This is a genomic window from Rhodohalobacter sulfatireducens (assembly GCF_022012475.1).
GTDB lineage: Bacteria > Bacteroidota > Rhodothermia > Balneolales > Balneolaceae > Rhodohalobacter > Rhodohalobacter sulfatireducens.
In genome coordinates this window covers 1-23,839 of the sequence record NZ_JAKLWS010000023.1, presented here as the reverse complement: position 1 = coordinate 23,839, position 23,839 = coordinate 1, and the positions used below count along the sequence as shown (strand labels likewise).

22 protein-coding genes and 4 tRNA genes are annotated in these 23,839 nt (G+C 41.7%); 12 read left to right on the top strand and 14 right to left on the bottom strand.

Translation table 11 applies throughout. The features are described from left to right. Positions 1–151: 151 nt before the first annotated feature. From frr to rplM, 6 genes are all read right to left on the bottom strand, one after another. Positions 152–721 carry a ribosome recycling factor gene (gene frr / locus L6773_RS15160; protein ID WP_237855286.1) on the bottom strand — a complete coding sequence of 190 codons (570 nt, stop codon included), beginning with the start codon at positions 719–721 and terminating at the stop codon, positions 152–154. A 164-nt stretch (positions 722–885) separates the two neighbouring features. Next, the gene (pyrH, locus tag L6773_RS15155) at positions 886–1,611 is read right to left on the bottom strand and encodes a UMP kinase (RefSeq protein WP_237855285.1); all 726 of its coding nucleotides are present in this window, start codon (positions 1,609–1,611) and stop codon (positions 886–888) included. 121 nt (positions 1,612–1,732) lie between these two features. Next, a complete protein-coding gene (gene tsf, locus L6773_RS15150) occupies positions 1,733–2,563 on the bottom strand; it encodes a translation elongation factor Ts (protein WP_237855284.1) in 831 nt (276 codons plus the stop codon). Between the two features lie 33 nt (positions 2,564–2,596). Further along, positions 2,597–3,601 carry a 30S ribosomal protein S2 gene (gene rpsB, locus L6773_RS15145; RefSeq protein ID WP_369431584.1) on the bottom strand — a complete coding sequence of 335 codons (1,005 nt, stop codon included), beginning with the start codon at positions 3,599–3,601 and terminating at the stop codon, positions 2,597–2,599. A gap of 194 nt (positions 3,602–3,795) precedes the next feature. Then, positions 3,796–4,182: a 30S ribosomal protein S9 gene (gene rpsI / locus L6773_RS15140; protein ID WP_237855283.1), complete on the bottom strand. Its 387-nt coding sequence runs from the start codon at positions 4,180–4,182 to the stop codon at positions 3,796–3,798. Between the two features lie 9 nt (positions 4,183–4,191). Further along, positions 4,192–4,635 (bottom strand): 50S ribosomal protein L13, encoded by a 444-nt coding sequence (gene rplM / locus L6773_RS15135; RefSeq protein ID WP_237855282.1) that lies wholly within the window; start codon positions 4,633–4,635, stop codon positions 4,192–4,194. A gap of 242 nt (positions 4,636–4,877) precedes the next feature. On the opposite strand from rplM, the gene acnA reads away from it, so the two are divergent. The 3 genes from acnA to purU all read left to right on the top strand — a co-directional run bounded on the left by acnA (position 4,878) and on the right by purU (position 10,029). After that, complete coding sequence (acnA, locus tag L6773_RS15130) at positions 4,878–7,595, top strand: aconitate hydratase AcnA (RefSeq protein ID WP_237855281.1); 2,718 nt, start codon at positions 4,878–4,880, stop codon at positions 7,593–7,595. Between the two features lie 271 nt (positions 7,596–7,866). Further along, positions 7,867–9,165: a Na+/H+ antiporter NhaC family protein gene (locus L6773_RS15125; protein ID WP_237855280.1), complete on the top strand. Its 1,299-nt coding sequence runs from the start codon at positions 7,867–7,869 to the stop codon at positions 9,163–9,165. Positions 9,166–9,192: 27 nt separating this feature from the next. Further along, entirely contained in the window at positions 9,193–10,029 is an 837-nt protein-coding gene (gene purU, locus L6773_RS15120; RefSeq protein WP_237855279.1) for a formyltetrahydrofolate deformylase, read from the top strand. A 129-nt stretch (positions 10,030–10,158) separates the two neighbouring features. Here purU and L6773_RS15115 read toward each other — a convergent pair whose 3' ends face one another. From L6773_RS15115 to L6773_RS15080, 8 genes are all read right to left on the bottom strand, one after another. Next, entirely contained in the window at positions 10,159–11,319 is a 1,161-nt protein-coding gene (locus L6773_RS15115; RefSeq protein WP_237855278.1) for an FAD-dependent monooxygenase, read from the bottom strand. Between the two features lie 3 nt (positions 11,320–11,322). Then, positions 11,323–12,021 (bottom strand): class I SAM-dependent methyltransferase, encoded by a 699-nt coding sequence (locus tag L6773_RS15110; RefSeq protein WP_237855277.1) that lies wholly within the window; start codon positions 12,019–12,021, stop codon positions 11,323–11,325. 3 nt (positions 12,022–12,024) lie between these two features. Further along, positions 12,025–13,125, bottom strand: a complete 1,101-nt coding sequence (locus L6773_RS15105; RefSeq protein ID WP_237855276.1) for a type III polyketide synthase — start codon at positions 13,123–13,125, stop codon at positions 12,025–12,027. Positions 13,126–13,328: 203 nt separating this feature from the next. Beyond that, positions 13,329–14,681, bottom strand: a complete 1,353-nt coding sequence (locus L6773_RS15100; RefSeq protein ID WP_237855275.1) for an MATE family efflux transporter — start codon at positions 14,679–14,681, stop codon at positions 13,329–13,331. An 87-nt stretch (positions 14,682–14,768) separates the two neighbouring features. Continuing rightward, positions 14,769–18,635 (bottom strand): sensor histidine kinase, encoded by a 3,867-nt coding sequence (locus tag L6773_RS15095; RefSeq protein WP_237855274.1) that lies wholly within the window; start codon positions 18,633–18,635, stop codon positions 14,769–14,771. A 73-nt stretch (positions 18,636–18,708) separates the two neighbouring features. Then, positions 18,709–19,122: a ribosome silencing factor gene (rsfS, locus tag L6773_RS15090; protein WP_237855273.1), complete on the bottom strand. Its 414-nt coding sequence runs from the start codon at positions 19,120–19,122 to the stop codon at positions 18,709–18,711. Between the two features lie 6 nt (positions 19,123–19,128). Further along, complete coding sequence (locus L6773_RS15085) at positions 19,129–19,587, bottom strand: LytR C-terminal domain-containing protein (protein WP_237855272.1); 459 nt, start codon at positions 19,585–19,587, stop codon at positions 19,129–19,131. A gap of 8 nt (positions 19,588–19,595) precedes the next feature. Next, positions 19,596–20,090, bottom strand: coding sequence for a hypothetical protein (locus L6773_RS15080; protein ID WP_237855271.1), 495 nt, complete (start codon positions 20,088–20,090; stop codon positions 19,596–19,598). Between the two features lie 230 nt (positions 20,091–20,320). On the opposite strand from L6773_RS15080, the gene queA reads away from it, so the two are divergent. The 9 genes from queA to L6773_RS15035 all read left to right on the top strand — a co-directional run. Beyond that, entirely contained in the window at positions 20,321–21,367 is a 1,047-nt protein-coding gene (gene queA / locus L6773_RS15075; protein WP_237855270.1) for a tRNA preQ1(34) S-adenosylmethionine ribosyltransferase-isomerase QueA, read from the top strand. Positions 21,368–21,371: 4 nt separating this feature from the next. Continuing rightward, positions 21,372–22,070: a 2-C-methyl-D-erythritol 4-phosphate cytidylyltransferase gene (gene ispD / locus L6773_RS15070; protein ID WP_237855269.1), complete on the top strand. Its 699-nt coding sequence runs from the start codon at positions 21,372–21,374 to the stop codon at positions 22,068–22,070. After that, the gene (gene ispF / locus L6773_RS15065; protein ID WP_237855268.1) at positions 22,067–22,546 is read left to right on the top strand and encodes a 2-C-methyl-D-erythritol 2,4-cyclodiphosphate synthase; all 480 of its coding nucleotides are present in this window, start codon (positions 22,067–22,069) and stop codon (positions 22,544–22,546) included. Before ispD ends, ispF begins: the two co-directional genes overlap by 4 nt. 2 nt (positions 22,547–22,548) lie before the next feature. Continuing rightward, positions 22,549–23,178 (top strand): DedA family protein, encoded by a 630-nt coding sequence (locus tag L6773_RS15060; RefSeq protein WP_237855267.1) that lies wholly within the window; start codon positions 22,549–22,551, stop codon positions 23,176–23,178. A 166-nt stretch (positions 23,179–23,344) separates the two neighbouring features. Beyond that, positions 23,345–23,416, top strand: a tRNA-Thr gene (locus tag L6773_RS15055). 33 nt (positions 23,417–23,449) lie between these two features. Beyond that, a tRNA-Tyr gene (locus L6773_RS15050) sits at positions 23,450–23,532 on the top strand. An 8-nt stretch (positions 23,533–23,540) separates the two neighbouring features. Continuing rightward, positions 23,541–23,613, top strand: a tRNA-Gly gene (locus L6773_RS15045). 11 nt (positions 23,614–23,624) lie between these two features. Further along, positions 23,625–23,696 (top strand) — tRNA-Thr (locus L6773_RS15040). Between the two features lie 52 nt (positions 23,697–23,748). Beyond that, a partial coding sequence (locus tag L6773_RS15035; RefSeq protein WP_237854281.1) for a GTP-binding protein occupies positions 23,749–23,839 on the top strand: 91 nt, incomplete at its 3' end.

Here is a 23,839-nt window from a genome sequence, read left to right as displayed (position 1 = left end):
TATTGAACATGCCCCCATTTTATCATAATTGGTTGTAATAATTGTAGAGATGTTTTAGAAATCAAATAGAATTCAATCCAAAGATACAATTTTGATTCGTAATTCTGTTATGAGATTGAACCTGGAACCTGTAACTCGAAACCTGAAACTCTTATACCGTCATAATTTCTTTTTCTTTCGTCTCCAGCATCTCATCCACCTTTTTTGTATGAGCGTCGGTAATGGACTGGATCTCTTCCTCAGCTTCAAATTTACTGTCTTCAGGGAGAGATTCCTCTTTTACAGTGTTCTTAATCTCATCGTTGGCATTTCTTCGAATATTCCGGATGCTGATTCGGGCATTTTCAGCTACTTCTCCGGCATGTTTTACAAGTTCAGTGCGGCGCTCTTCAGAGAGCATTGGCAAAGGGATTCGTATGATTGTGCCATCGTTGTTGGGGTTCAGGCCAAGTCCGGCGGACATAATGGCCTTCTCAATATCTTCCATCGCCGACTTGTCGTATGGCTGAACTGTAAGCAGGCGGGCTTCGGGAGCTGAGACGTTGGCTAATTGATTTAAAGGTGTCATAGATCCGTAATAATCAACTTTAACGCCATCAAGCAGGCTTGGTGTTGCCTTGCCGGCTCGAATGTGAGAAAACTCTTTCTTGCAGAATTTAACAGCTTCGTCCATGCTTTCGTCGGCAGTCTCAATAATCAGTTTCAGTTCTTCAGGTATCATAATTCAGAGATTTGATCGTTAGTCTGAGGTTTAAATCTGATGAGGACTTTTACTTCTCATCAATTTAGCTCCAAATACCGGTTCCTGTTTCTTGAATTAAGAAATCGGTATAATTTATTCATTCAAGATAAAATAGCGAATGACAACCAACCAATTTAAAAAAACTACGATTTATCCCAAACAACTGTTGAGCCAACTTGTTCACTTTGCGTCACAACTTTCAGCAGGTTGTTTGGCGTATTCATGTTGAAAACAATGATAGGCGTTTTATTTTCACGACACAGGGTGAAAGCAGTCAAATCCATCACATCCAGACGTCGGTTGAGTACTTCCTCACCGGTTATGGTGTCAAACATTTTGGCTTCTGCATTCTTCTCGGGATCGGAATCGTAAATACCATCTACACGGGTACCTTTCAAAATCACATCTGCTTCTATTTCTATAGCCCGCAATGAGGCGGCTGTATCTGTGGTGAAATAGGGATTTCCTGTGCCGGCTCCGAAGATAATTACCCGGCCTTTTTCGAGGTGACGTATTGCACGCCGACGAATATAAGGTTCGGCTATCTCTTCCATGCGAATGGCACTCATTAAACGAGTATGAACTCCTTTACGCTCAAGGGCATCCTGCAGGGCCATACTGTTGATCATAGTGGCAAGCATCCCCATGTAATCGCCCTGAACTCGATCCATTCCTTCGGTTGCTCCTTTCACTCCCCTGAAAATATTCCCTCCGCCAATAACAACGGAAACTTCAAAGCCCGCTTCTTTTACCGCTTTAATTTCATCGGCATAGGCAGAGAGGATGTCTGCGTCGATACCGTGTCCCTGTTCCCCTAAAAGTGCTTCGCCGCTTAATTTTAATAGAATGCGTTTGTATGGTGTAGCCAAGATCTTTTGATTTTGATGTTTTGATATTTGAAAAGTCCCCCTCCCTTTTGAAGAAGGCGAATGACATAAATATAAGACAAAAAAAAAGCTACCGGGAAGGTAGCTTTTTTAAACAAGAAAATTAAGCTTCGCCAAGCTGTAACCTGTGATAGGACCTGACGAGCGGAGCATCGTTTTGCTCAAGGTACTCTTTAACGGATATACCGTTATCTTTTACAAATTTTTGTTCCAGGAGAACTCGCTCTTCATAGAAACGACGAAGTTTACCTTGTGATGCTTTCTCCGCGATTTCGGCAGGTTTACCTTCATTGAGCAGTTGCTCTTTGGCAATTTCCAGTTCTTTTTCCACGATAGATGTATCCACACCATCTCTTGTAACGGCAAGTGGATTCATCGCTGCAATCTGCATCGCTACGTCTTTGGCTACATCGGCATCATCGATTGAACTTTCAAATTCAACAATAACACCCAACTGGTTTCCGGGATGAATGTATTTTACAAGGTCACCGGAAGATTCTATGAATAGAACTCGTCCGATTTTGATCTTCTCACCAATCTTACCAACCATCTCGTCGAGATGTTTAGCAATGGTCAGCCCGTCGATCTCTTGCTGTTTCAATTCATCAATAGACCCAATCTCTTTTTCAAACGCCACATCCAGGAATGACTGTGCACTTGCCTGAAAATCATCATTTCTGGCTACAAAGTCTGTCTCGCAATTGACCTCGATTGCTGCTGCTTTGGAATGGTCATCACTTATGTTGATGAGGATCAGGCCTTGGTTGGCTTCACGATCCGCTCTTTTTTCAGATACTTGTTGTCCTTTTTTACGAAGAATTTCAACAGCTCTGTCAAAATCTCCATCGGCTTCCGTGAGGGCTTTTTTGCAATCCATCATACCGGCACCGGTAGCCTCACGTAGTTTCATTACATCTTTTGCACTAATACTCATGACTGAAAGGTTTCTACAATTTTAGTTTCAGAATTATTTTTTTTCAGAGTCTTCTTTTTCTTCCTCATTGGTATCATCTTCGGAAGACTCTTCTTTTTTGGCTTTTGATTCTTTTTCATCAGATTTTGATTCCTCAGTTGACTCCTCTTCTTCTGATGAATCGTCCTCATCATCATCTTTTTCTTTGTCAGAGTCGGACTTTGAAGAATCTTTATCACTTGTTTTCTTTCTGCGCCGTTTTCTGCGTCTTACTTTAACCGGCCCGTCATCAGAATCATCATCGTCTGACCCGGTGTCTTTCTTCGCTTCTTTGGCTGCTTCTTCCATGAGTTCTTCCTCTTTCATGGCTTCACGTTCGGCATTACCTTCAATAATTGCATCAGCAACGAGTGACGTTACGAGCTGAATAGTTCGTGCTGAATCATCATTAGCCGGAATAATATAATCCGGGATATCAGGATCGCTATTCGTATCCACCATGGCCACAATCGGGATGTTCAGCTTCACAGCCTCATTCATCGCAATACTTTCCTTGATGGTATCAACTACAAAAATTGCACCCGGAAGGCGATTCATATTTGCAATACCGCCCAGTGTTTGCTCCAGTTTTTCACGTTCACGCTCGAGCATTAACCCCTCTTTTTTAGTGAGTTCGTCGAACGTACCGTCGGTTTTCATTTTTTCGATCTCTTCCATTCGAGAGATACTCTTACGAACAGTACTGAAGTTGGTAAGCATTCCTCCCAACCAACGATGAGTTATAAAAGGCATTCCGCATCGAATTGCCTCTGTTCTTATAATATCTTGTGCTTGTTTCTTTGTACCCGCAAAAAGAATTGTTTTACCGGATCGGGCAAGTTTGGTTACCTCGTCGAGAGCTTCCTGCAGGTATTTTTCTGTTTTCTTGAGATCGATGATGTGGATTCCGTTTCGAGCCATGAAGATGAACTCTTTCATTTTTGGATTCCACCGGCGGGTAAGGTGTCCGAAGTGGGCACCTGATTTCAATAGTTCTTGTACTGATGAAGCTTTAGGCATTTTTTAAGTATGTATGTTTGAGTTAGTCCTCTACACAGGTCAACCCTGCTCGCCAATCCTGCCCGAAGTTTTCGAAACAGAACACCCGACGTCAGGTCGCTGCATATGTGTTTTGAGTGTGTTGAATGTTTAAAGTTCAATGTTCAAAGTTTAAATAACCTTAAACTTTAGACTTGAAACCTTAAACCAAAAAATTACCGTTTTGAGAACTGGAATTTCTTACGAGCTTTAGGCTGGCCGTATTTTTTACGTTCAACCATTCTGTCGTCTCGTGTCAGAAGTCCGTTCTCTTTCAAAATTCCGTGTTTGTCCTCATTAAGATCGTCGATCGCACGTGCGAGGGCCAGGGAAACGGCTCCGGCTTGTCCGGTTACGCCGCCACCGCGAACGGTTACTTTAATATCATATTTGCCATCCATCTCGGTGAGTTCAAGTGGAAATTTAGCGATATTATATCGAGCCTTTGTACTGAAGTAATCTTCAATAGGCTTATCGTTTATCACAAAATCCCCGCTTCCATCGCTAATGTAGAGGCGTGCAGTTGACGTCTTTCTTCGGCCAATGTAATTTTCTTGTGCCATGTTGGACTGTTAAATTTCTTTGATTTCTGGTTGCTGAGCAGTGTGCGGGTGAACCGGACCGGCATAAACTCGCAAATTCGTTAAGAGCTTTCGTCCGAGTTTGTTTTTAGGAAGCATTCCTTTAACCGCATTGGTAACCAGGCTGGTTGGATCTTTTTCCAACATCTCATCAGCCGTGGTAAACTTTTCTCCACCGGGATAGTCGGTGTGACGGAAATAGACTTTGTCAGTCATTTTATTTCCGGTCAATACAGCTTTTTCTGCATTGATTACGATGACGTTGTCACCCGTATCCATGTGAGGAGTAAATTCCGGTTTATTCTTTCCACGTAAAATGGAAGCAACCTCGCTGCTTACTCTTCCAAGTGGTTTGTCTTCAGCATCCACCAATACCCACTCTTTTTCAATGGTGGACGGTGTTGCGTTGTATGTTTTATTACTGATCGTGTTCACGATAAATCTCTTTATTTTTGCAAATTTGGAAAGTCGATAAAGATAAAAGGAATTCTTTTTTATTGCAATGTTTTTAGATCATTAAAATTCAATCTTATCTCATGATAGAATCTTAAGAATACGAATTGTGCTTTTATTATTCGTTTTATAGAGCTTATTTATTAAGAAACTAAATCAAAAAACCCTTATTTTTAGAGACTTAAAACAAATTTTAAACCTCTCGAAAAGCAACTGAGGAATTTATGACATCCACTAACTCCCTTTCGAAAACCAAAATAGCTTTTAATACTGGTTCGGGTGAGGCTCATCTTTATAGTCTCAAAAAACTGGAAGAGCTTGGCTATGGGAATATCAGCAAACTGCCATTCACTATTAAGATCTTGTTGGAAGCCGTTTTAAGAGAATTCGACGGCTATGCCATCACAGAAAATGATATCAAACTGCTGGCTAACTATAATGCAAAAAGTCCGGAAGGTGAGATTCCATTTAAGCCATCGCGGGTTGTTTTGCAGGATTTTACCGGTGTGCCTGCCGTAGTAGATCTCGCCGCACTGCGATCTGCCATGAAGAGAATGGGTGGAAATCCAACATCCATCAACCCGCAGGTTCCTGTAGACTTGGTAATTGACCACTCTGTTCAGGTTGATATGTTTGGCCGCGATGCCGCACTGATGTTTAACGTGGAAAAAGAGATGGAGCGTAACAACGAACGCTACCAATTCCTGAAGTGGGGGAAAGAGGCTTTTGATAATTTTCGTGTGGTTCCTCCGGGACGCGGAATTGTACACCAGGTGAACCTCGAATACCTGGCGAAAGGAGTGTTCACTCGCGAAGAAGAGGACGGATCAACCGTTGCCTATCCCGACACACTTGTTGGAACCGACTCTCATACTACGATGATTAACGGACTTGGAATTCTTGGTTGGGGTGTTGGCGGTATTGAAGCGGAAGCCGCCATGCTGGGACAGCCGATCTCCATGCTGGTACCCGAAGTTGTTGGAATGAAATTGACCGGAGCCCTGCGGGAAGGGGTAACCGCTACTGACTTGACACTGACCGTTACACAGATGCTCCGTAAGCATGGCGTGGTTGGCAAGTTTGTAGAGTTCTATGGAGACGGAATCAGCAATATGAGTTTGCCGGATCGGGCGACGATTGCAAATATGTCACCTGAATACGGAGCTACGATGGGCTTTTTCCCGATTGATGAAGAGTCGTTGCGATATATGAAACGAACGGGTCGATCCGAAGAGCTTGTGGACCTGGTTGAGAACTACACCAAAGCACAGGGTCTTTTCAGAACGGATGATATTGTTGAGCCAGAATTTTCTTCAACGCTTGAGCTGGATTTGAGCACTGTTGAGACATCACTTGCGGGGCCAAAACTTCCGCATGATCGAATTATTCTGAGCAACATGAAGAAAACCTTTAAAAACTCACTCACCAGTGATGACCCAACCATGGGTTTCAGCCTCGCACAGGAAAAACTGGCGAACAAAGGGATCTACAAGAACGGCCGGGAAATTGAGATGAAACACGGTGATGTGGTGATTGCGGCAATTACAAGCTGTACAAATACCTCAAATCCAAGTGTGATGCTTGGAGCAGGCATCGTTGCCAAGAAAGCTTACGAACGAGGACTGAAAGTGCCCGAATATGTGAAAACATCGCTTGCTCCCGGTTCACGTGTTGTAACCGAATATCTGAAAGAAGCCGGCCTGACTGAATATATGGACAATCTTGGCTTCAACCTGGTCGGTTATGGCTGCACGACCTGTATCGGAAACTCAGGCCCGCTTCCTGAACCCGTTGAAAAAGCTGTGAAAGAAGGCGATCTGATTGTGGCGGGAGTTCTCTCAGGAAATCGAAATTTTGAGGGACGAATTCACCCATATGTGAAGGCAAATTACCTGGCTTCACCACCATTGGTTGTTGCCTATGCACTTGCGGGATCCGTAGACATTGATCTTGCAAATGAGCCGATAGGCAAAGACAAAGATGGTAAAGATGTGTACCTGAAAGAGATCTGGCCCACAACTGAAGAGATCGCCGAGCATCTTGACAATGCGATACGTCCGGAACTCTTCGAGAAAATGTATAGTGACATTTTTGAATCAGAAACCTGGGAGAAAATTCCGGTGAAAGGCGGTGATCTTTTTGAGTGGAGTGATGAATCAACATATATCCAGGAACCACCTTTCTTTATTGGAATGGGAGATGATCCTGAGCCAATTAAACCAATCAAAGGTGCAAAAGTATTGGTTAAAGTAGGTGATTCTATCACAACGGACCATATTTCACCGGCCGGGAATATAAAAGAAGATTCCCCCGCTGGCGAATATCTGAAGGCCAATGGTGTTAAAAAGAAAGATTTCAATTCTTACGGATCACGTCGTGGTAATGACCGTGTAATGACTCGCGGAACGTTTGCCAACGTGCGATTCAAAAATCAGCTTGCTCCAGGAAAAGAGGGTGGATTCACGAAATATCACCCCACTGGAAAGATCACAACGATTTTTGATGCATCATTGAAGTATAAAGAATCAGATACGCCGTTGGTTGCCTTAGCCGGTACTCAGTACGGTACAGGTTCATCTCGTGACTGGGCCGCAAAAGGAACAGATCTTTTAGGTGTGAAATGTGTGATTGCTGTTTCTTATGAGCGTATTCACCGTTCCAACCTGATCCAAATGGGTGTTCTTCCACTTCAATTTAAAGAGGGGGACAGCGCAGATAGTCTCGGACTTGACGGTACTGAAACATTCGACATTCATGTGGATGATGACGTTCAGGCTGGCGATGACATAAAAGTAACTGCGACCAAAGATGATGGCTCGACTGTTGAGTTCATGACTGACTGCCGTATTGATACACCGGTTGAAGTTGAATACTACCGAAATGGTGGAATTCTGCACAAAGTTCTCCGAGATTACGTAGAAGAGGATAAGCAGAAGAGCTAAATTATTGATTCGATAATATTTAATTAAGGGAAGCCCGATCCATTACAGGTCGGGCTTTTTTTTATGAATCAACCTGACAGAGCACGAACGCTTCAAGCAGTTGAGGCTGTCAGAGTTGATGGCGCTACATCTTTAGAAATCCGAACTCTGTCAGGACCTCGCAATCCTCGGACTGTATCAGGTTCTATTGAAAAGCTTTTCTTAACAAATGACTTTATTACCAAACATCATTACTTTCGATTCAATTTAACCCCGAAACGGATTTAAACACTTGAATACTCGTACTGCCAAACTCTCTCTTCTCCCATTTTTAATGTTTATTGGTCTTTTTCTGGGTTCGGGGGTTATTCTTCAAATTCAGGGAATTGATCATCCGTTTCAGCAACTCCCCGGACATGTGGCTATTATCCCAGCCCTTATCTTAGCTATAATTCTTCATCGAAAATCATTAAAAGAATCGATTGCTGTTCTGGTAAAAGGAGCCGGGAACGACAATATCATTACAATGTGTATGATCTTTTTGTTGGCCGGTGCTTTTTCGAGTGTGGCGGAGGCAACCGGTGGGGTGGAGGCGGTCGTGAATGCCGGTCTTCAAATTATTCCTGCGGGTTATGTTCTGCCAGGGTTATTTATAATAGCTGCATTAATATCACTCTCTATGGGAACCTCTGTAGGTACGATTGGTGCGTTAGCCCCTGTAGCTGTCGGTTTTGCCAATCAAACAGGAACGGATCCAACCTTTATAGCTGGAGCACTCTTTGGAGGCGCCATGTTTGGAGACAATTTATCTATTATCTCCGACACAACAATCGCAGCAACCCGAACTCAAGGTGTGGAGATGAGGGATAAATTTCGTGAAAATATCAAAGTAGCACTACCGGCCGCAATCGTTACTGTGATTGTTTTTCTGCTCATTTCGACAGATGCAGCTACGGTAGATAGTGAGCAGGTTCAGTGGCTGGCAACAGTTCCATATTTAGCCATATTAGTTCTGGCAGTTAGTGGTATGAATGTATTTCTGGTTTTGATTCTCGGGATTGTTCTTGCTGCTTTGCAGGGAGTGATTATGACCGGCTATGAATTCTCTTCACTCGGAGTCGATATCTCAAACGGATTTGCCAGCATGTTTGGAATTTTTATCCTGGCAATGTTTGTCGGTTCACTCGCAGAATTCATCAAGCAGCAAGGGGGTCTCCAGTGGATTGCCGGAAAAATTAATCGAATGGCCGAGAAGGCTTCAAGAAACGGAAACCGAGCGCAGCAACTGTCAATAGGAGCATTGGCATTTATCACCGATATCTGTATTGCAAATAATGTCGTCGCCATTGTTGTAACAGGTGAGATCAGTCGCTCAATTGCACTTAAGCATAACATATCACCCAAAAGGAGTGCAAGCTTGTTGGATATTTTTGCATGTTCGGCACAAAGTTTTATCCCCTATGGAAATCAGGCTCTGCTCTTGAGTGCTACGTTTGTAATCTCTCCCTGGGAGGCTGTCTCTCATAATTATTACGGGTTGATTCTATTTCTTTGTGCATTCATATTTATCGGGTTTCAAAAAAGAAAGTGACCTTCTCACATATCTAAAACCAATCTTATGTCGAAACAGCTTGTTCTTATAGATTGTCCGGATGCAAAAGGGCTTGTTTATAATATCACAAAAGTGATTTATGATTTGGGCTTAAACATCATTAGCAACCATGAGTATGTTGATTCCAATTCAGGGTATTTTTTTATGAGAACTGTGTTGGAGGGGAGTCATCCGGAAGAGCAATTCAGAGAAAAGCTTTCAGAGGTTTTACCTGGTGAAGCCAATATTCGATTGTCGGCCCTGAGGAAAAAACCGATTGTAATCCTGGCAACAAAAGAACCTCATTGTCTTGGCGATCTGCTGCTTCGAAATGCTGATGATGAGCTCCCTTGTGATATTAAAGCTGTGATCAGTAATCACGATCATTTGCGGAAACTTACAGAATCATTCGAGATACCCTATCATCACATCTCTTCCGAAAACCGTTCGCGTGAAGAGCATGAACAGAAAATCTTAGCTTGCCTCGATCAATATGAGCCGGATTATCTCGTACTGGCAAAATATATGAGGATTTTTACGCCACAGTTTGTCAAACATTATCCACACCGAATCATCAATATACATCACTCTTTCTTACCGGCGTTTATTGGTGCTTCGCCTTATCAACAGGCGTTTGATCGTGGGGTGAAGATTATTGGGAGTACTTCACATTTCGTAACTGAGAATCTTGATGAAGGTCCCATTATCGTTCAGGATGTTATTCCGGTTAATCACACATTCACAGCTGAAGGAATGGCCCAGGCCGGCCGTGATATTGAGAAAAATGTATTGGCAAAATCACTCAAATTAGTTCTCGAAAATCGGGTGTTTATCTTTAAGGATAAAACAATTGTTTTTGATTGAGTCCGAGAGGTTTTTAGCAATTAACAATTAGAGTTGATGTGGCTAAAGAGCCAATAAATTACCGTTTGCTTTAGCTGAGGAAGGATAAGAAACATAAATAAAGTGACTTATATAACATTGTTTCAAAGCTCAAACCCACCATTTCCCTAATCCTCTCATTGTAAAAACCTTTGCTAAAAGCCGGTTCAACCAGGTGTTAAGAACGATTCTCAGAATGGATTTATAAAACAGGTTCGATGTCTCTTTTCTGCCCAGATGCATATTCATTTCTGCACGTTTTGCAACTTGCTTGGTGATAGTTCTTCTTCTATTTGAGTACTCTTGAAATAGTTTACTTTTTGAAGACCCATTTTTTAATGCTTCGATTATAACATTAACGGCTTCTTCGGCATCCAACCACCCGAGGTTCATTCCCTGTCCGCCAATGGGACTTACAACATGGGCCGAGTCTCCTGCTAATAATATGTTTTTTGAGTGATAAGATTTCGCCGAATACTGCTGAACCCCAAAACTGCTAATCATAAAATTTTGAGCCTCTTCGAGATGATGTTGAATTCTTTCTTTGATAAGAAATTTTAGTTGAGACGGTTTAGGATCGTCGATGTAACCATCAGTTTTCACGACCCATCGTCGCTGATCATTTGGAAGCGGGAATGATTCAATCAATCCGTCTTTATGAAGATAGACGGCAGCATCTGAACCAAAATCGGTATTATCCTCAAAATCACCCATAATATAGCAATCGGGATAAGCCTCACCTTTAAATTCAATATTGCAAGATTTTCGGACGAGACTGTTTTTTCCATCGCACCCTAACAAATAACGGGATCTCAAAAAGCTATTACCTTCATTTTGTTTGTAACGTACTTGAACATTATCGTTAGTTTGTGTGATTTCATTGACTTCAGCTCCACGTATAATCGCTTTCTCATCTAATTTTTGAACCCAATATTCCAGTATGGTTTCAGTTTTCCATTGAGGGATCGCTAAAATGTAGTTGAAGGGTGTGGGACAATTTTCAAATGAGATTTCACCAAGCTTATCGGAGTTCCAAAATGCTACTCCTTTTTGAATTTTCAGGCCCTGATTTAAAAAGGATTCAACAATTCCGGCTTTCTCAAACAGTTCAAGTGATACCGGGTGTATTCCTAAGGATTTGGAATGTTGATCGATATTTGTTCTTTTTTCAAGAACTTTGCAAGTGATTCCATGTTGTATCAAGCGCCCTGCAAGATATAATCCAACCGGACCGCCGCCAACTATGACAATTTCTGTGTCGAATTTCATCATAATTCAAGATGCCTCGTTAATTGCCAGTAATCGGAAAGGAAACTGCCGCTGAACTTTCCATCCACGTGGTAAAGCCTGTTGAAGTTCATCTTTCCTGAAGCTTCGTTTGATGGATGTCAGCCCGTCTTCTACAATAAAGCTTTTCCGAAAAAGAGGCGTTGCTGCAACTTTAAAGGAAATATATCCTATATCACTTCGCTCAATGTCACTGAATATTATTTTTTGAGTAGCGAGTTTTTCAGCATCATTGCAAATGATGCTTAGTTCAGGTTTTTTCAGATGGTGCATAAGATGGTTTGACAGAACAATGTCAAATAAGCGCCCTTCCTGAACTAAATCAGCCGAAGTTGATTTTTTGAATGAGATATTTTCAGGCCATTTTTGCTCAGATAGAAATCGGATTGCCCGCTCATCAGGTTCAATTCCTGTGATTTGAAGTTTGATCCCATCTTTTTTTGCTAATCTATCAATCAGGTTGATGATATCCCCGCCTCCGCACCCGATGTCTAAAAGTGAATAGGGATAGGATGAATCCTTTAAGACGGGACGAATTAGTTTTTTATAGATGCGCTGCCAACCGGATATCAAGCGATTAATGGTGCTGAATTGTTGATATGTATTAAACAATAGAGCCTGATCACAATCCGGCTGGTCCATTTTTTCTGTAAGATGCTCTTGCCGTTCTTTTAGAAAAAGAGGCATAGGTCAGGGAATCTTTTTGGAAAGAAGAGCCGATTCAAGAGTTAAACCGGGGCCAAAAGCCATGGCAAGTGTTTTCTCTTGATCACTTTCGGAGGGTTGATCCATCAACTCTTTGAGAACAAACAGGATTGTTGCACTGCTCATATTTCCGAAATTGGAAAGTACATCTCTTGATGCTCTCAATGTTCCATCGGGAACGGAAGTTGAGGCTTCAAGTTTGTCGAGAATGGCTTTACCGCCCGGATGTATCGCCCAACGTTCAATGTCATCGTGCTTGATTTGAAACTGGTTCATCAGATCGAGAAGGAAATCGTCCATTCCCTCTTTGAGGAGATCAGGAATGTAACTCGATAAAATCATATTAAAACCATTATCTCCAATCGACCAGGCCATATCATCAGCTCCTTTTTTGTTGATGGATGAAGCAAATCCATCAATTCTAAAATGAGATTTTTTCGGAGCTCTGGAACTGACAATCGCTCCGGCTCCGCCATCAGAAAAAACGGTGGACGAAAGCAGGTTATCCATTTTTGGATTAGCCTGGAAGTGGATCGAACAAAGTTCTACAGAAACGACAAGAACCGTTGCATCTTTGTCTGATTCACAAAACTGCCGGGCCATTTTTAGAGCAGGAATTGATGCATAACACCCCATAAAACCAAGGTGATAGCGCTCAATAGACGAATTTAGCCCAAGTGAATCGATGATATCAAAATCGGGGCCGGGGGCATAAAAGCCAGTGCAGGAAACAGTAACCAGGTGGGTAATATCCTTTGTCTCAAATTCAGAGTTTTCCAATAGTTTTTGAGCCACTTCAACAAAGAGTTTTCGTCCTTGTTTGATGTACAGGTCGTTCCTGCTTTTAGTGCCGGGTGTGGTTCCCTGTCCGTTGAAAAAAAGAGCGGGTGAATTTCTGTTGCTGAAATCGTCAATCACGGAGTAACGGGTATCTATTCCGGATTTGGCATAGAGATGATGAATGATCCGTTTCTCCCGTTCTGTTGTTCCTACAATGTCTTTCATTATCTCCCTGAGTTCATTTTGTTTGAAAGAGTATTCAGGAACAGCCGTTTCTATTTGATGGATATAGGTGGATTTTTTCATGCAATTGGATTAAGACGTACGAATGAATCTATGTACTAATTCTATCAATATGAAACGGGATTGCTTCGTTCAGATTTATACCCGTCAGCTTATTTTGAAATAAGGCTTAAGTAACACTTGAGTTTGTGTATGTACTTGTTAAATGACTCTGACGTATCACTTTATGCGAAAAATAATCCATAGCGGATCAGCCCGGAGTGTAATTAAGCCCCCATCGATCTAGTTCGAGCATAAAATCGCAGATTATGCAAAATGCCGGCAACGGTAAGTCCTGTAATCAAACCAATCCATAAACCCGGGGCGCCATACCCGGAAACAAATCCAAGGTAGTAAGCCACGGAAATACCAATCACCCAGTAGGCGAAAAGATTTACAAACATTGGAACTTTAGTGTCCTTGAGTCCACGCAAGGCGCCGAAACCGGCTACTTGTAATCCATCAGAAAGCTGAAAAACAGCTGCAAAAAAAAGCAGTTCCACGGCTACAGATTTTACTGCAGGTTCGTTGGTGTAGATGGAGGCGATAGTATTAGGAAAAAGAAAGATAAAGATAGCCGTGAAGACCATCACAAAAGAGCAAACGCCTACGCCAACATAACCGCGGAATCGTGCTTCACCCGGTCGTTTTTTGCCGATGGAGTTGCCAACACGCGCGGTGATGGCAACAGACAATCCAAAAGGGATCATAAACATCATTGCCGCAAAATTGATTGCAACCTGGTGACCGGCCACGGCTACGGCACTTAGTGTACTGATCATCAAACTTACAGCCGCAAACATAGAAACTTCCATAGTTGAACTGATGCCGATGGGAACACCGATTCGAAGTAGTTCAGACAAATATTTCCTTTCCGGCAATCGAAACTTTGAAAAAATATCGAACCGTTTATAGGGCTTGTGACTGTACGTGAATGCAAACATTGCGATGAACATTACGGCGTATACGATGGATGATGCATACCCGGTACCCACAGCGCCTAATTGAGGAAATCCGAGCTTTCCAAACATCAAAACATAGTTAGCCGGTATGTTTACTAATGTTCCCAGCAAAGCTACAAACATGGCCGGCCTGGTAACACTCAATCCCTCATTGAAATTTCGAAGACTTCCATAAGCATAGAGCGGAAAGATTCCCCAGGAGATCGCTTTTAAATACCCGGAAGCAATTGGGATTACATCTTCAGTTACCCCAATCCATACAAACAGAATATCAAGATTACGAAGAAGGAAAAAGCTGGGTATTGCAAGAATTTGACTGAGCCATAAAACCTGACGTGCATTTTTACCGATAACAGATAGCTTTCGTCCGCCTACATTTTGTGCCACAATTGGTGTAACCCCCATCATACTGCCAAGACAAAATACAACAAAAGGAATAAGAATACTTGTTCCAACAGCAACGGCAGCAAGGTCTTCCGGGGAAAGCCGGCCGGCCATAATAGTGTCTACAAAGCTCATACTCATTTGCAGGAGTTGAGCAATAATAACCGGGAATCCGATGTTCATTAAACTTGAAACTTCTTTCCGGATTAGCTGGCGGTATGACTGATCGGGCATTTCCATTTGAAGGCATGGATGGTACGAATTTTTAGGCAGAAAGGTGAGGGCTAATTTAGCTCGGAGAAATTCCCGGAACCTCTTTAATTAATTGATGGGCAGTTTTACAAAAAAGGTAGTGCCTTGCCCTTTTTTAGACTCAAACCAGATATCTCCCCCGTGAGCTTCTACAATTTTTTTGGAGATGGCAAGGCCGAGTCCCGTTCCACTGGATTTCGTCGAAAATTTTGGCACAAAAACTTTCTCCCGATCCTCTGCATCAATTCCACTACCGTTGTCAGTAATTTTCATTAATACATCTTTTGAATTTCTTTCCAATGAAATCTCTACAATCGCTTGATCTTCATTGCAAGCTTCAACTGAATTTTTCATCAGGTTGACAAGAACCCGGCGCAATTCATCTTTTACGGCTTGAATTTCAATATTTTTATCAGGCAGTTGAAGGTTTACTTTAACAGACGATTCATTGTTATACAGATCCGAGATAGATTTAAGCAGTTCGCTTAAGTCGACCCGTTCTTTAGGCTCCTGAATGGGTTGTGCAAATTTTGAGAAATCGGAGGCAATTTTATTTAATGACTCAATTTGTCCGATGATGTTGTTGGCCGTCTTCTCAATCACGGGTTTCAGATCAAAAGCTTTCTCAGGGTTTCTTTCCAACTGTCGTTGCAGGTGTTGAAGGTTTAATTTCATCGGAGTGAGTGGATTCTTAATTTCGTGAGCTACCTGCTGGGCCATCTCTTTCCAGGCCGATTCTCGCTCAGCTTTAACAAGTTCCCTTTGGGCTTCTTCCAGCCTCTCAACCATATTATTATAGGCGTTAGCTAGTGAGCCGATCTCATCCCGGCTGGTGACCGGTACTTTAGTGCGCATATCTCCTCGCGAAATCTTCTTCAAACCGGCTTGAATGATGGACAGGGGTTTTGTTAATCGCCCGGAAAGGACAACTGATCCTGCAATGAAGAGTGCAAAAATGAAAAGATATACCACAAAGAGATAGCTTGTGGTTTCGAGCAACTGTTCATTGTAAATTGGAGATTGCAGGAATGTAGGAATTGCAATTACACCTGTGGGCTGCCCGTTTTGATTCAGCAAAGACTGGTAGCCAACGAGCAGTTCTTCATTCCCGATTTTTGTGGTAGTTATGTAATGACTTCGCTGCTGATTGTAGATAAAATCGTAAACCGGATATGGGAGGATTGACGGAATTAAATTTTGTTGAAAAACCTGTGGAGTTGTAGACTCAGCCACTTTGGTACCGCGGTATAAAATTACATCTGCATTGAATGTGGATGTGAGATTTGTCAGGGTTATTGGCGGTGCATCATTGGAATCAGACACCGGGAAGTTCTTTAATGATTCAGAGAGATTATTCAAATTTTGGATCAATTCTCGCTCCAGTTTTTCTTCATTCTGAATTCCAACGGCGTATTGAGTAGTAAAAGTCAGAACAATCAAAAAAATGATGGTGGCGAAGGCAAGTCCGTCAATCAGCCGAGATCTGAACCTCCTGCTTTGGCCAAATGGACTAAAATGCTGAAAACCAGAGAGTGACAAAATGGAAAAACAGAACAGCCCGAAAAATACCAGCACGATTTGCAGTCTAAAATAGGAAAACAGATGTTGCTCCATTCCGGGAAAAGGTGTGCTGGCTTTTACAATTATATTTTCATCAGTGTTAATAAGCACTTCTCTGAAGGTTCCATTCAATGTGGAATTGGTTAGAAAATTGATAGAATCACTTTCGGCAATTTCACGTTCTCTTTCAGGGAGCCTATTATATTGCGGTTGATGATTATATAATCCAAGCATAGTATTTCTCGTAAGACGAGATTCGGTAAACTCTGCCAGGTAAAAACTGTGTTTCCAGGCGTCGGATGGAGTCTCAGACAGAACTGCACGCATTGGTTTATTATAATCGGCTCGTTCCAGGTAAACGTCGGCAGCTATCCAAGCAATGATTTCACGCGGATTTTCACTGTCGTATAGTGGAATCCATCCACGAGAAAGAGAGACTATTCGGTCTGATAAGTTCATAGGGAGATTGTTCCAGATAACGGGTCGGTTGTTGTGCCAGCGAATCTGCTCTCCCTCATAAGTTCGCAGCATTATGGCTCTGCTGGAAAAATAGGTCGACCACGCTGGGGTTTCTACGGAAGTGGAATAGTTGGCTATCTCCCGGTCTTGTTGAGTAATCAGCTTAACATAAAATGAATAATTTTGCCAATCAGGGCGGATGGATTGTTGGATTACTTCCTGAAATTGTATCTGAATGTTTGCCACACGTTGATTTAGATCCTCTTCTGAAATGGAGGACAGATTATACTCGATCTCGGAAAGAAGATCATATAATACATCTTCCGTTTGAACGCTTTCCTCTTCGATAAAATTGGAAGTTTGGGTTAAAAGCGTTTGATCTAACCTTGTATTTGTAGCATTCCAGATGATAACATAGATCACAGAGGAAGCAAAAAATACACCGATCAAAAGTTTACGGAAACCTGACATTTCTTTCACCAATCCGGGATAGGTATGCAGGAAATGGATACAAATTAGATGAAGGAACAATAGAATAATGGCCAGTACTAGCACCCAGTCTATTATTGAAAAATCAGTAAGAATAAGATCCAGTAAAAAGAAGGTGCAGAAAAAGCTGAAGGACGTGATAACATATATTAAGCCAGTTTTTCCGCTTTCAATTAATTCCAGGTGATATCCTGACGTGACTATAATACCTGATATTCCCGTAAAAAATAGTGCAGAGAAGATGTAGAAAAAAAAGGACTGTGCATTGGGAGCCAGCTCCAGGTCAAGAAGGGGAATTTCGCTATTGGTTAAAAGTGTTTGAGTTGATTCAATAAAGAATACAATGAGCAATACCTGGATCACACCAAAAAGAATTGACAATAAAAACGACCTGGTTAATTTATTGCTCCATTCAGGAAGTTGGGTTAATCTCAGCAGGTTGTGAAGGGCGATGAACAGGAGAAAAATAAACAAGCTGTTCACAGCATAGTATGTGAGTTCCTCAATGGATCGTAATTCAATCCCGGAGGTGATCGAAAATATTATAGAGGACCAATGGCTTATAAAACCTCCATAAATAATGAATAGCCAAGACAGCGCCACAATTATAAATGCGAGTGCATACTTGGCGCCGTTTTTATTCCTATACGCCCACAAGAATAAGGTGAAGAAAAACAGAAAAAATATGGCAAGATGAAAACTGAACCTGTATGCCTGTATAGATGAATGATCGGTATCTTGAATGTTGTAACCCTGGTTTGGATCTGCGTAGATAGTGCCCACGGAGTCACTAAATTGAGTGCGTAGTACTCTTTGCGTAGCACCAGGTGGGGTGGTTCCGAATAGGTTAAAGTATATTGGATATCGATTATCAAGGATAGATTCGCCTGAAAGCTGCGAAGTGCGGTTATCAGAAAATGGAAGGTCTGATATTTGGTATAACTTATCAGCTGTTACAACTGTGTACTCTTCTTCATTAAAATTGATTGTCCGTTGATTAAGAAACGCAACTACGTTACTAAAATTAACTATAGCGGTTGTATCGGACCGGCTGTCAAAATTGTTGAAATCAGAAGGTGTACTTACGTCAAAGCCAGTCCAAATCCATCTTTCGTTGTTATTGAGAACAATTATTCCCCAAACATCATATTGCTGCAAACGTGTGTGAAGAGCCAGTTTCTCTGTTTCTGTTTGAATCGCATTGTTGACATCCCGGTAGATTTGATCGGACTTATACTGAAATTCCTCAGAAAGCTCGTAAAAAAAAGTGACTCCCTGGTCGAGAGATTGCGCGATTTTTTGTTCTACGTCTGCTCGAGTGTCGGAAGAACCGGAGATGTTGGAAGCCTCAAAAAAACGATATGCAACAAGTAGAATTACAAGTACGGTAAGCGAAATGCCAGTTGAATATTTGGCTAACCAAGACAAACGGTAAACATTTAGTTTAAAGTTAATATGGAAAAATGAGGTGCGACCTCAGTCTGAAAACTAAAGTCCTGAGCTACTCAGAATCTTCTACTTCGGTAATCTCTGCATCGTTCCACATCCGTTCAATACCATAATACTCTCTTTTTTCCTCACTAAAAATGTGAACGACAACATTTACATAGTCCAGAATAATCCATCGTCTGGCGTCAAGTCCTTCTTTTTTCCAAACATTTTCTCCCAGTTTTTCCTTTACATTTTCAATGACGCTATTTGCTAAGGCGCGGATTTGTGTCTCGGAGTTCCCGTGGCAGACAACAAAATAATCTGTTAATGTTGTAAGGGAACTAACGTCCAGAATTTTAATATCTCTCGCTTTCTTTTCAAGTAAACCCTCTGTTATGGTATCTAGTAAAAGTTGAGAATCTGCTGTTTTGCTTGGTGAATCAGTGTGAAATTGTGATTCGGCAATATCCATTTTATTTGTCATAGGCGGTTAATTAATATTTAAGGATTCATAGTCTAATCCGATGATCAGAGTTACATCAAGGTAAAATTCAGAGGCTTGTTCCCTGAGTACCTGTTGTCGTGAAATACCCAAAGCATCTGCAACACGATATGCATTTTCCATCTGCCCGTTTCGTGAGATGACAAAGGTATTAGAAACATCAAAATGATCGTAATTTCCAGTTTCAACTACGTCAAAACCGTACTCTCTCAGTCTATCTGTAAACCGTGTTGCTATCCCATTAATTCCGCAACCGTTTAAAACTTCAAGTTGAATAACTTCACTAATGAGAGCCGGATCTTTTTGGACGCGATCGGTTGCAATTCTCGGAAACAAAATACGAGAAAACAGGGCAACAAGTAATATTACCAGCAGAACACCAAGAAAACCAATAACCGAATTCAGAAAGAGGTGATTCGTTGATTCTTCCTTTGAAACGTTGCCCATCTATCAGCTTAATACCAAGGTCTCATCATTCTATTGAATGGAGAATAAGCTCCGTTACCATAGTATCCGGGACGTTGTGAGAATTGAAAAGAGATACTGGCGTTGTCAGTTAGTTGGTAATCGATTCGAGCTTGATCGACAATAATTTGTGCGCCAAGACTATTACTGTTGTTCGTCATAAAACTGTTACCAAACGGAGAGTGGAGAAGAGAAATATCAAGCTGTGCATTTAAACGGTCACTTACATCAAAAAACATGTGATTTGTGTAAGCATTAATATTTTGCATCTGTCCGCCAATGCTGCTGAAAGACATGGAATAAGAATGACTCATCGTCATATTCAGCATGTTCATCCAATTACCGGGACCACCCGTGTGTTGTGAGCTTGAGAGAGTAGTTGTATAGGTTTCCGGTTGATAGGAAAGATCCTCACGCAATTGGGCATTTGCCGTAACTGCGGTTATTAAGAAAATAATCGTAAGTGCGCTTAAAATTTTCTTCATAGTTATAACTTTCTTATCAAACGATCTATCATTATAAATAATTATACATAATTGTACGAAGTAAGTAAATAGATATTGTTTGTTTTGTTGTCCATTTTAAAAACGGCTAAAATTGTACCACAATTCCCGGGAACAAATATATTACCCTTGTAAGAAGATTAAAAAACCGCTATATTTTTTGGCTTCCTTAAAGTTGAAAACTCAAATACATAATCCCTACTGTTTTGAAAATGAAATTGACAGATTTCAAATTTGAAATCGATGATTTTAATGTGCCAGAAGAACCAAAAGATCCAAGAGATGAATCAAGGCTCATGGTCTTGAATCGAGAGGATGAATCTATAAAGCATGAAACATTTAAAGATATTCATAAATATTTCAACAAGGGGGATGTTATTGTCTACAATAACACAAAAGTTTTTCCTGCCAAGTTAAAAGGGAAAAAAGAAAAAACCGATGCAGATATTGAAGTATTTCTTTTGAGAGAGCTTATGCCCGAGAATATGCTCTGGGATGTATTGGTTGAGCCGGCTCGTAAAATACGCATTGGCAACAAACTCTACTTTGGTGAAGATTTAATGGCCGAAGTAATTGACAACACAACTTCACGCGGGAGAACGATTCGTTTTCTCTATGAAGGTCCCAACGAAGATCTTTATGACCGATTGGATGAGATTGGTGATATGCCGCTTCCTCCCTATATAGACAGAGAGCCAAAAGAGAGTGATAAAGAAAGGTATCAAACAATCTTTGCTAAGGAGCGGGGAGCTGTTGCGGCACCAACGGCAGGTATGCACTTTACACCGGAATTGGTTGAAAAGCTTGAGAAGAAGGGCGTAGAGTTTCTGCCTGTAACTCTTCATATAGGTTGGGGAACATTTCGGCCTGTTGAAGTGGAGGACCTGACTAAGCATCGTATGGATTCTGAAAACTACTATATCTCCAAAGAAACTTCAGACAGAATTAACGAGGCACTTTCCAGTAAGAAAAATAAAGTGTATGCTTGTGGAACCTCTGCTGTAAGAGTGATTGAGACGAGTGTTATGGCAAGTGGCATGTCTAAGCCCGGAACAGGTTGGACTGATAAATTCATTTATCCCGATTACGAGTTTAAAATTACTGAAGGAATTATTACAAACTTTCACAGACCCGAATCGACCTTACTGATGCTGGCCGCAGCGTTTGGCGGTTTCGAATTCATTAAAAAAGCCTACAAAGAAGCTGTTGCTGAGGATTATCGGTTTTTCTCATTCGGGGATGCAATGCTGATACAATAAAACTGTGGCAAAACAACAACTTGCACTTATTATTCCGGCTGCCGGAAAAGGAGAAAGGCTCGGTGCCGAAATCCCGAAACCGTACATAAAAATTGCCGGTAAATCAATTCTGGAATATACTCTACTGAAATTCAAAGAGGTTTCTGGCTTAGGTGAGGTTATTGTTTCAACATCAGATCAGTATATTGATGAAACACGGGAACTTATTTCCCGTGTTTTTCCTGGTTTAAACTGCACTGTTGTGGAGGGGGGGCAAGAAAGGCAGGATTCTATCAGAAATGCATTAGAGCAAATTTCTGATAAAACCGGACTCATTGCCGTTCACGACGCTGTTCGCCCTTTTGTCAGCAAGGAAGATATTGAAAACTGTATCGAAGAAGCTTCTCGTTCAGGTGGTGCCGTTTTGGCAATTCCTGCCCGGGACACCATCAAGATAGCTCGTCCTAATCTTGAAATTGAATCGACTCCAAATCGCCAGAAATTATGGCAGGCACAAACCCCGCAAATTTTTTGGGCAGCCTTGCTCAGGGAGGCTTATCAATACGCAGCTGAGCACGATTTTTTGGGATCGGATGATTCATCTCTGGTAGAGAAGATTGGTGGAAAAGTGGTGCTTGTAGAAGGATCCGGTAAAAATTTCAAGATTACCCATCCGAATGATTTAGATATGGCCCGCTATTTCATCGGGGAGGGAGTACAGTGAGTTTTCGGGTCGGCCTGGGGTACGATGTGCACCCGTTTGAGGAAAATCGAAAACTGATCCTCGGGGGTATAGAAATACCATTCGAAAAAGGCCTGAAGGGACACTCTGATGCCGATGTATTACTGCACGCCATAACAGATGCGATTCTTGGTGCGGCATCTTTGGGAGATATTGGTCGTCATTTCCCGGATACTGATCCTGCTTTTAAAAACGCCGACAGTACACAACTGTTAAAGGATAGTTACAAACTGGTTCAAGAAAAAGGCTTTAGTATAACTAACATAGACTCAACAGTTGTGGCAGAGAAGCCTAAGCTCAGTAAATTCATTCCCAAGATACAAAGCCATATTGGCGAAACTTTAAATTGCGATGTGGAGCAGATTTCTGTGAAAGCCACCACAAATGAGAAAATGGGTTTTGTAGGTCGTGAAGAAGGAATCGCTGTTCACGCAGTTGTACTTTTAAAAAGAGGGTAGTGATGGAGGCGTACGTTCAACAAGCTGTTGAGTGGATACAAACCCTGTCACCTCTCTATATTTATGTGATCTTTACACTTGTAGCCTATCTTGAAAATATTGTACCCCCAATTCCGGGTGATGTTCTTGTGGCGTTTGGCGGATATCTTGCCGCTGAGCAGATTATAAATTTTGTACCTGTGCTGATGCTAACGACTGTTGCCTCTGTTTTTGGCTTTATGAGTATGTATGCCATTGGATTATATTTTGGAGACAGGATTGAGCAGGAGAGAAACCGATTTTGGTTGATGAGATTTATAGATGTAAAGTATTTCGATAAAATTAACCGATGGATGAACAAGTGGGGGCAGGGAGTCATTCTCGCTAACCGATTTTTAGCCGGTACTCGCTCTGCAATTTCACTGACAAGCGGTATGACCAAGACAAAAGTTTATGCTACGATCATAAATTCGTTTATAAGTTCATTATTGTGGAATTTCATATTGTTAATATTCGGTTGGATTGTTCATGAGAACTGGCAGATTATTGGGCATTATTTAAACGTATATGGCTGGATTGTATTAATTATGATCGCCATTCTGGTTGTGGCTCGGGTTTTTTATAAAAGATTCCAGAAAAAGAAGAACAATTAAGTAAAAAAAGTGATCAATTTTGTTGACTAATGCTGGAGATGTTCTTATACTTCAGGTCTTTCGCTTGCGGGAAAATTATGCCTTCAAGCTAATTTGAGAATCGGGCGGAGGGATAAGTTTTGCTTGTCTGCTTCTGCTCTAAGAGTTTTTTGAAATTATGGACATCGCCAGTGTAGCTCAGTGGTAGAGCAGCGGTTTTGTAAACCGCCGGTCATCGGTTCAAATCCGGTCACTGGCTCTCTCTAACTAATTATTTTTAATTGGATAGTGAGGGGGGATACCAAAGTGGCCAACTGGGGCAGACTGTAAATCTGTTGTCGTGAGACTTCGGAGGTTCGAATCCTCCTCCCCCCACAACAACTGCGGGCGTAGCTCAATTGGTAGAGCGTCACCCTTCCAAGGTGAATGTTGCCAGTTCGACTCTGGTCGCCCGCTCACTGAAATCAGCCGATATAGCTCAGGGGTAGAGCACTTCCATGGTAAGGAAGGGGTCGTCGGTTCAATTCCGACTATCGGCTCTTCAGGGCGAACGTTCTAAAGTAAATAAAACCATACATAAATATTTAAACCATGGCAAAAGAGACATTTGAACGTACCAAGCCGCATGTGAATATTGGTACGATTGGTCACGTAGATCACGGTAAGACAACGCTAACGGCGG

What these genes read in the sequence shown, in the direction of transcription:
- frr (WP_237855286.1), bottom strand. Translation starts at nt 721, where the DNA reads ATGATACCTGAAGAACTGAAACTGATTATTGAGACTGCCGACGAAAGC.
- tsf (WP_237855284.1), bottom strand. Translation starts at nt 2,563, where the DNA reads ATGAGTATTAGTGCAAAAGATGTAATGAAACTACGTGAGGCTACCGGT.
- rpsB (WP_369431584.1), bottom strand. Translation starts at nt 3,601, where the DNA reads ATGCCTAAAGCTTCATCAGTACAAGAACTATTGAAATCAGGTGCCCAC.
- rpsI (WP_237855283.1), bottom strand. Translation starts at nt 4,182, where the DNA reads ATGGCACAAGAAAATTACATTGGCCGAAGAAAGACGTCAACTGCACGC.
- acnA (WP_237855281.1), top strand. Translation starts at nt 4,878, where the DNA reads ATGACATCCACTAACTCCCTTTCGAAAACCAAAATAGCTTTTAATACT.
- purU (WP_237855279.1), top strand. Translation starts at nt 9,193, where the DNA reads ATGTCGAAACAGCTTGTTCTTATAGATTGTCCGGATGCAAAAGGGCTT.
- L6773_RS15115 (WP_237855278.1), bottom strand. Translation starts at nt 11,319, where the DNA reads ATGATGAAATTCGACACAGAAATTGTCATAGTTGGCGGCGGTCCGGTT.
- L6773_RS15110 (WP_237855277.1), bottom strand. Translation starts at nt 12,021, where the DNA reads ATGCCTCTTTTTCTAAAAGAACGGCAAGAGCATCTTACAGAAAAAATG.
- L6773_RS15105 (WP_237855276.1), bottom strand. Translation starts at nt 13,125, where the DNA reads ATGAAAAAATCCACCTATATCCATCAAATAGAAACGGCTGTTCCTGAA.
- L6773_RS15100 (WP_237855275.1), bottom strand. Translation starts at nt 14,681, where the DNA reads ATGCCCGATCAGTCATACCGCCAGCTAATCCGGAAAGAAGTTTCAAGT.
- rsfS (WP_237855273.1), bottom strand. Translation starts at nt 19,122, where the DNA reads ATGACAAATAAAATGGATATTGCCGAATCACAATTTCACACTGATTCA.
- L6773_RS15085 (WP_237855272.1), bottom strand. Translation starts at nt 19,587, where the DNA reads ATGGGCAACGTTTCAAAGGAAGAATCAACGAATCACCTCTTTCTGAAT.
- L6773_RS15080 (WP_237855271.1), bottom strand. Translation starts at nt 20,090, where the DNA reads ATGAAGAAAATTTTAAGCGCACTTACGATTATTTTCTTAATAACCGCA.
- queA (WP_237855270.1), top strand. Translation starts at nt 20,321, where the DNA reads ATGAAATTGACAGATTTCAAATTTGAAATCGATGATTTTAATGTGCCA.
- L6773_RS15060 (WP_237855267.1), top strand. Translation starts at nt 22,549, where the DNA reads ATGGAGGCGTACGTTCAACAAGCTGTTGAGTGGATACAAACCCTGTCA.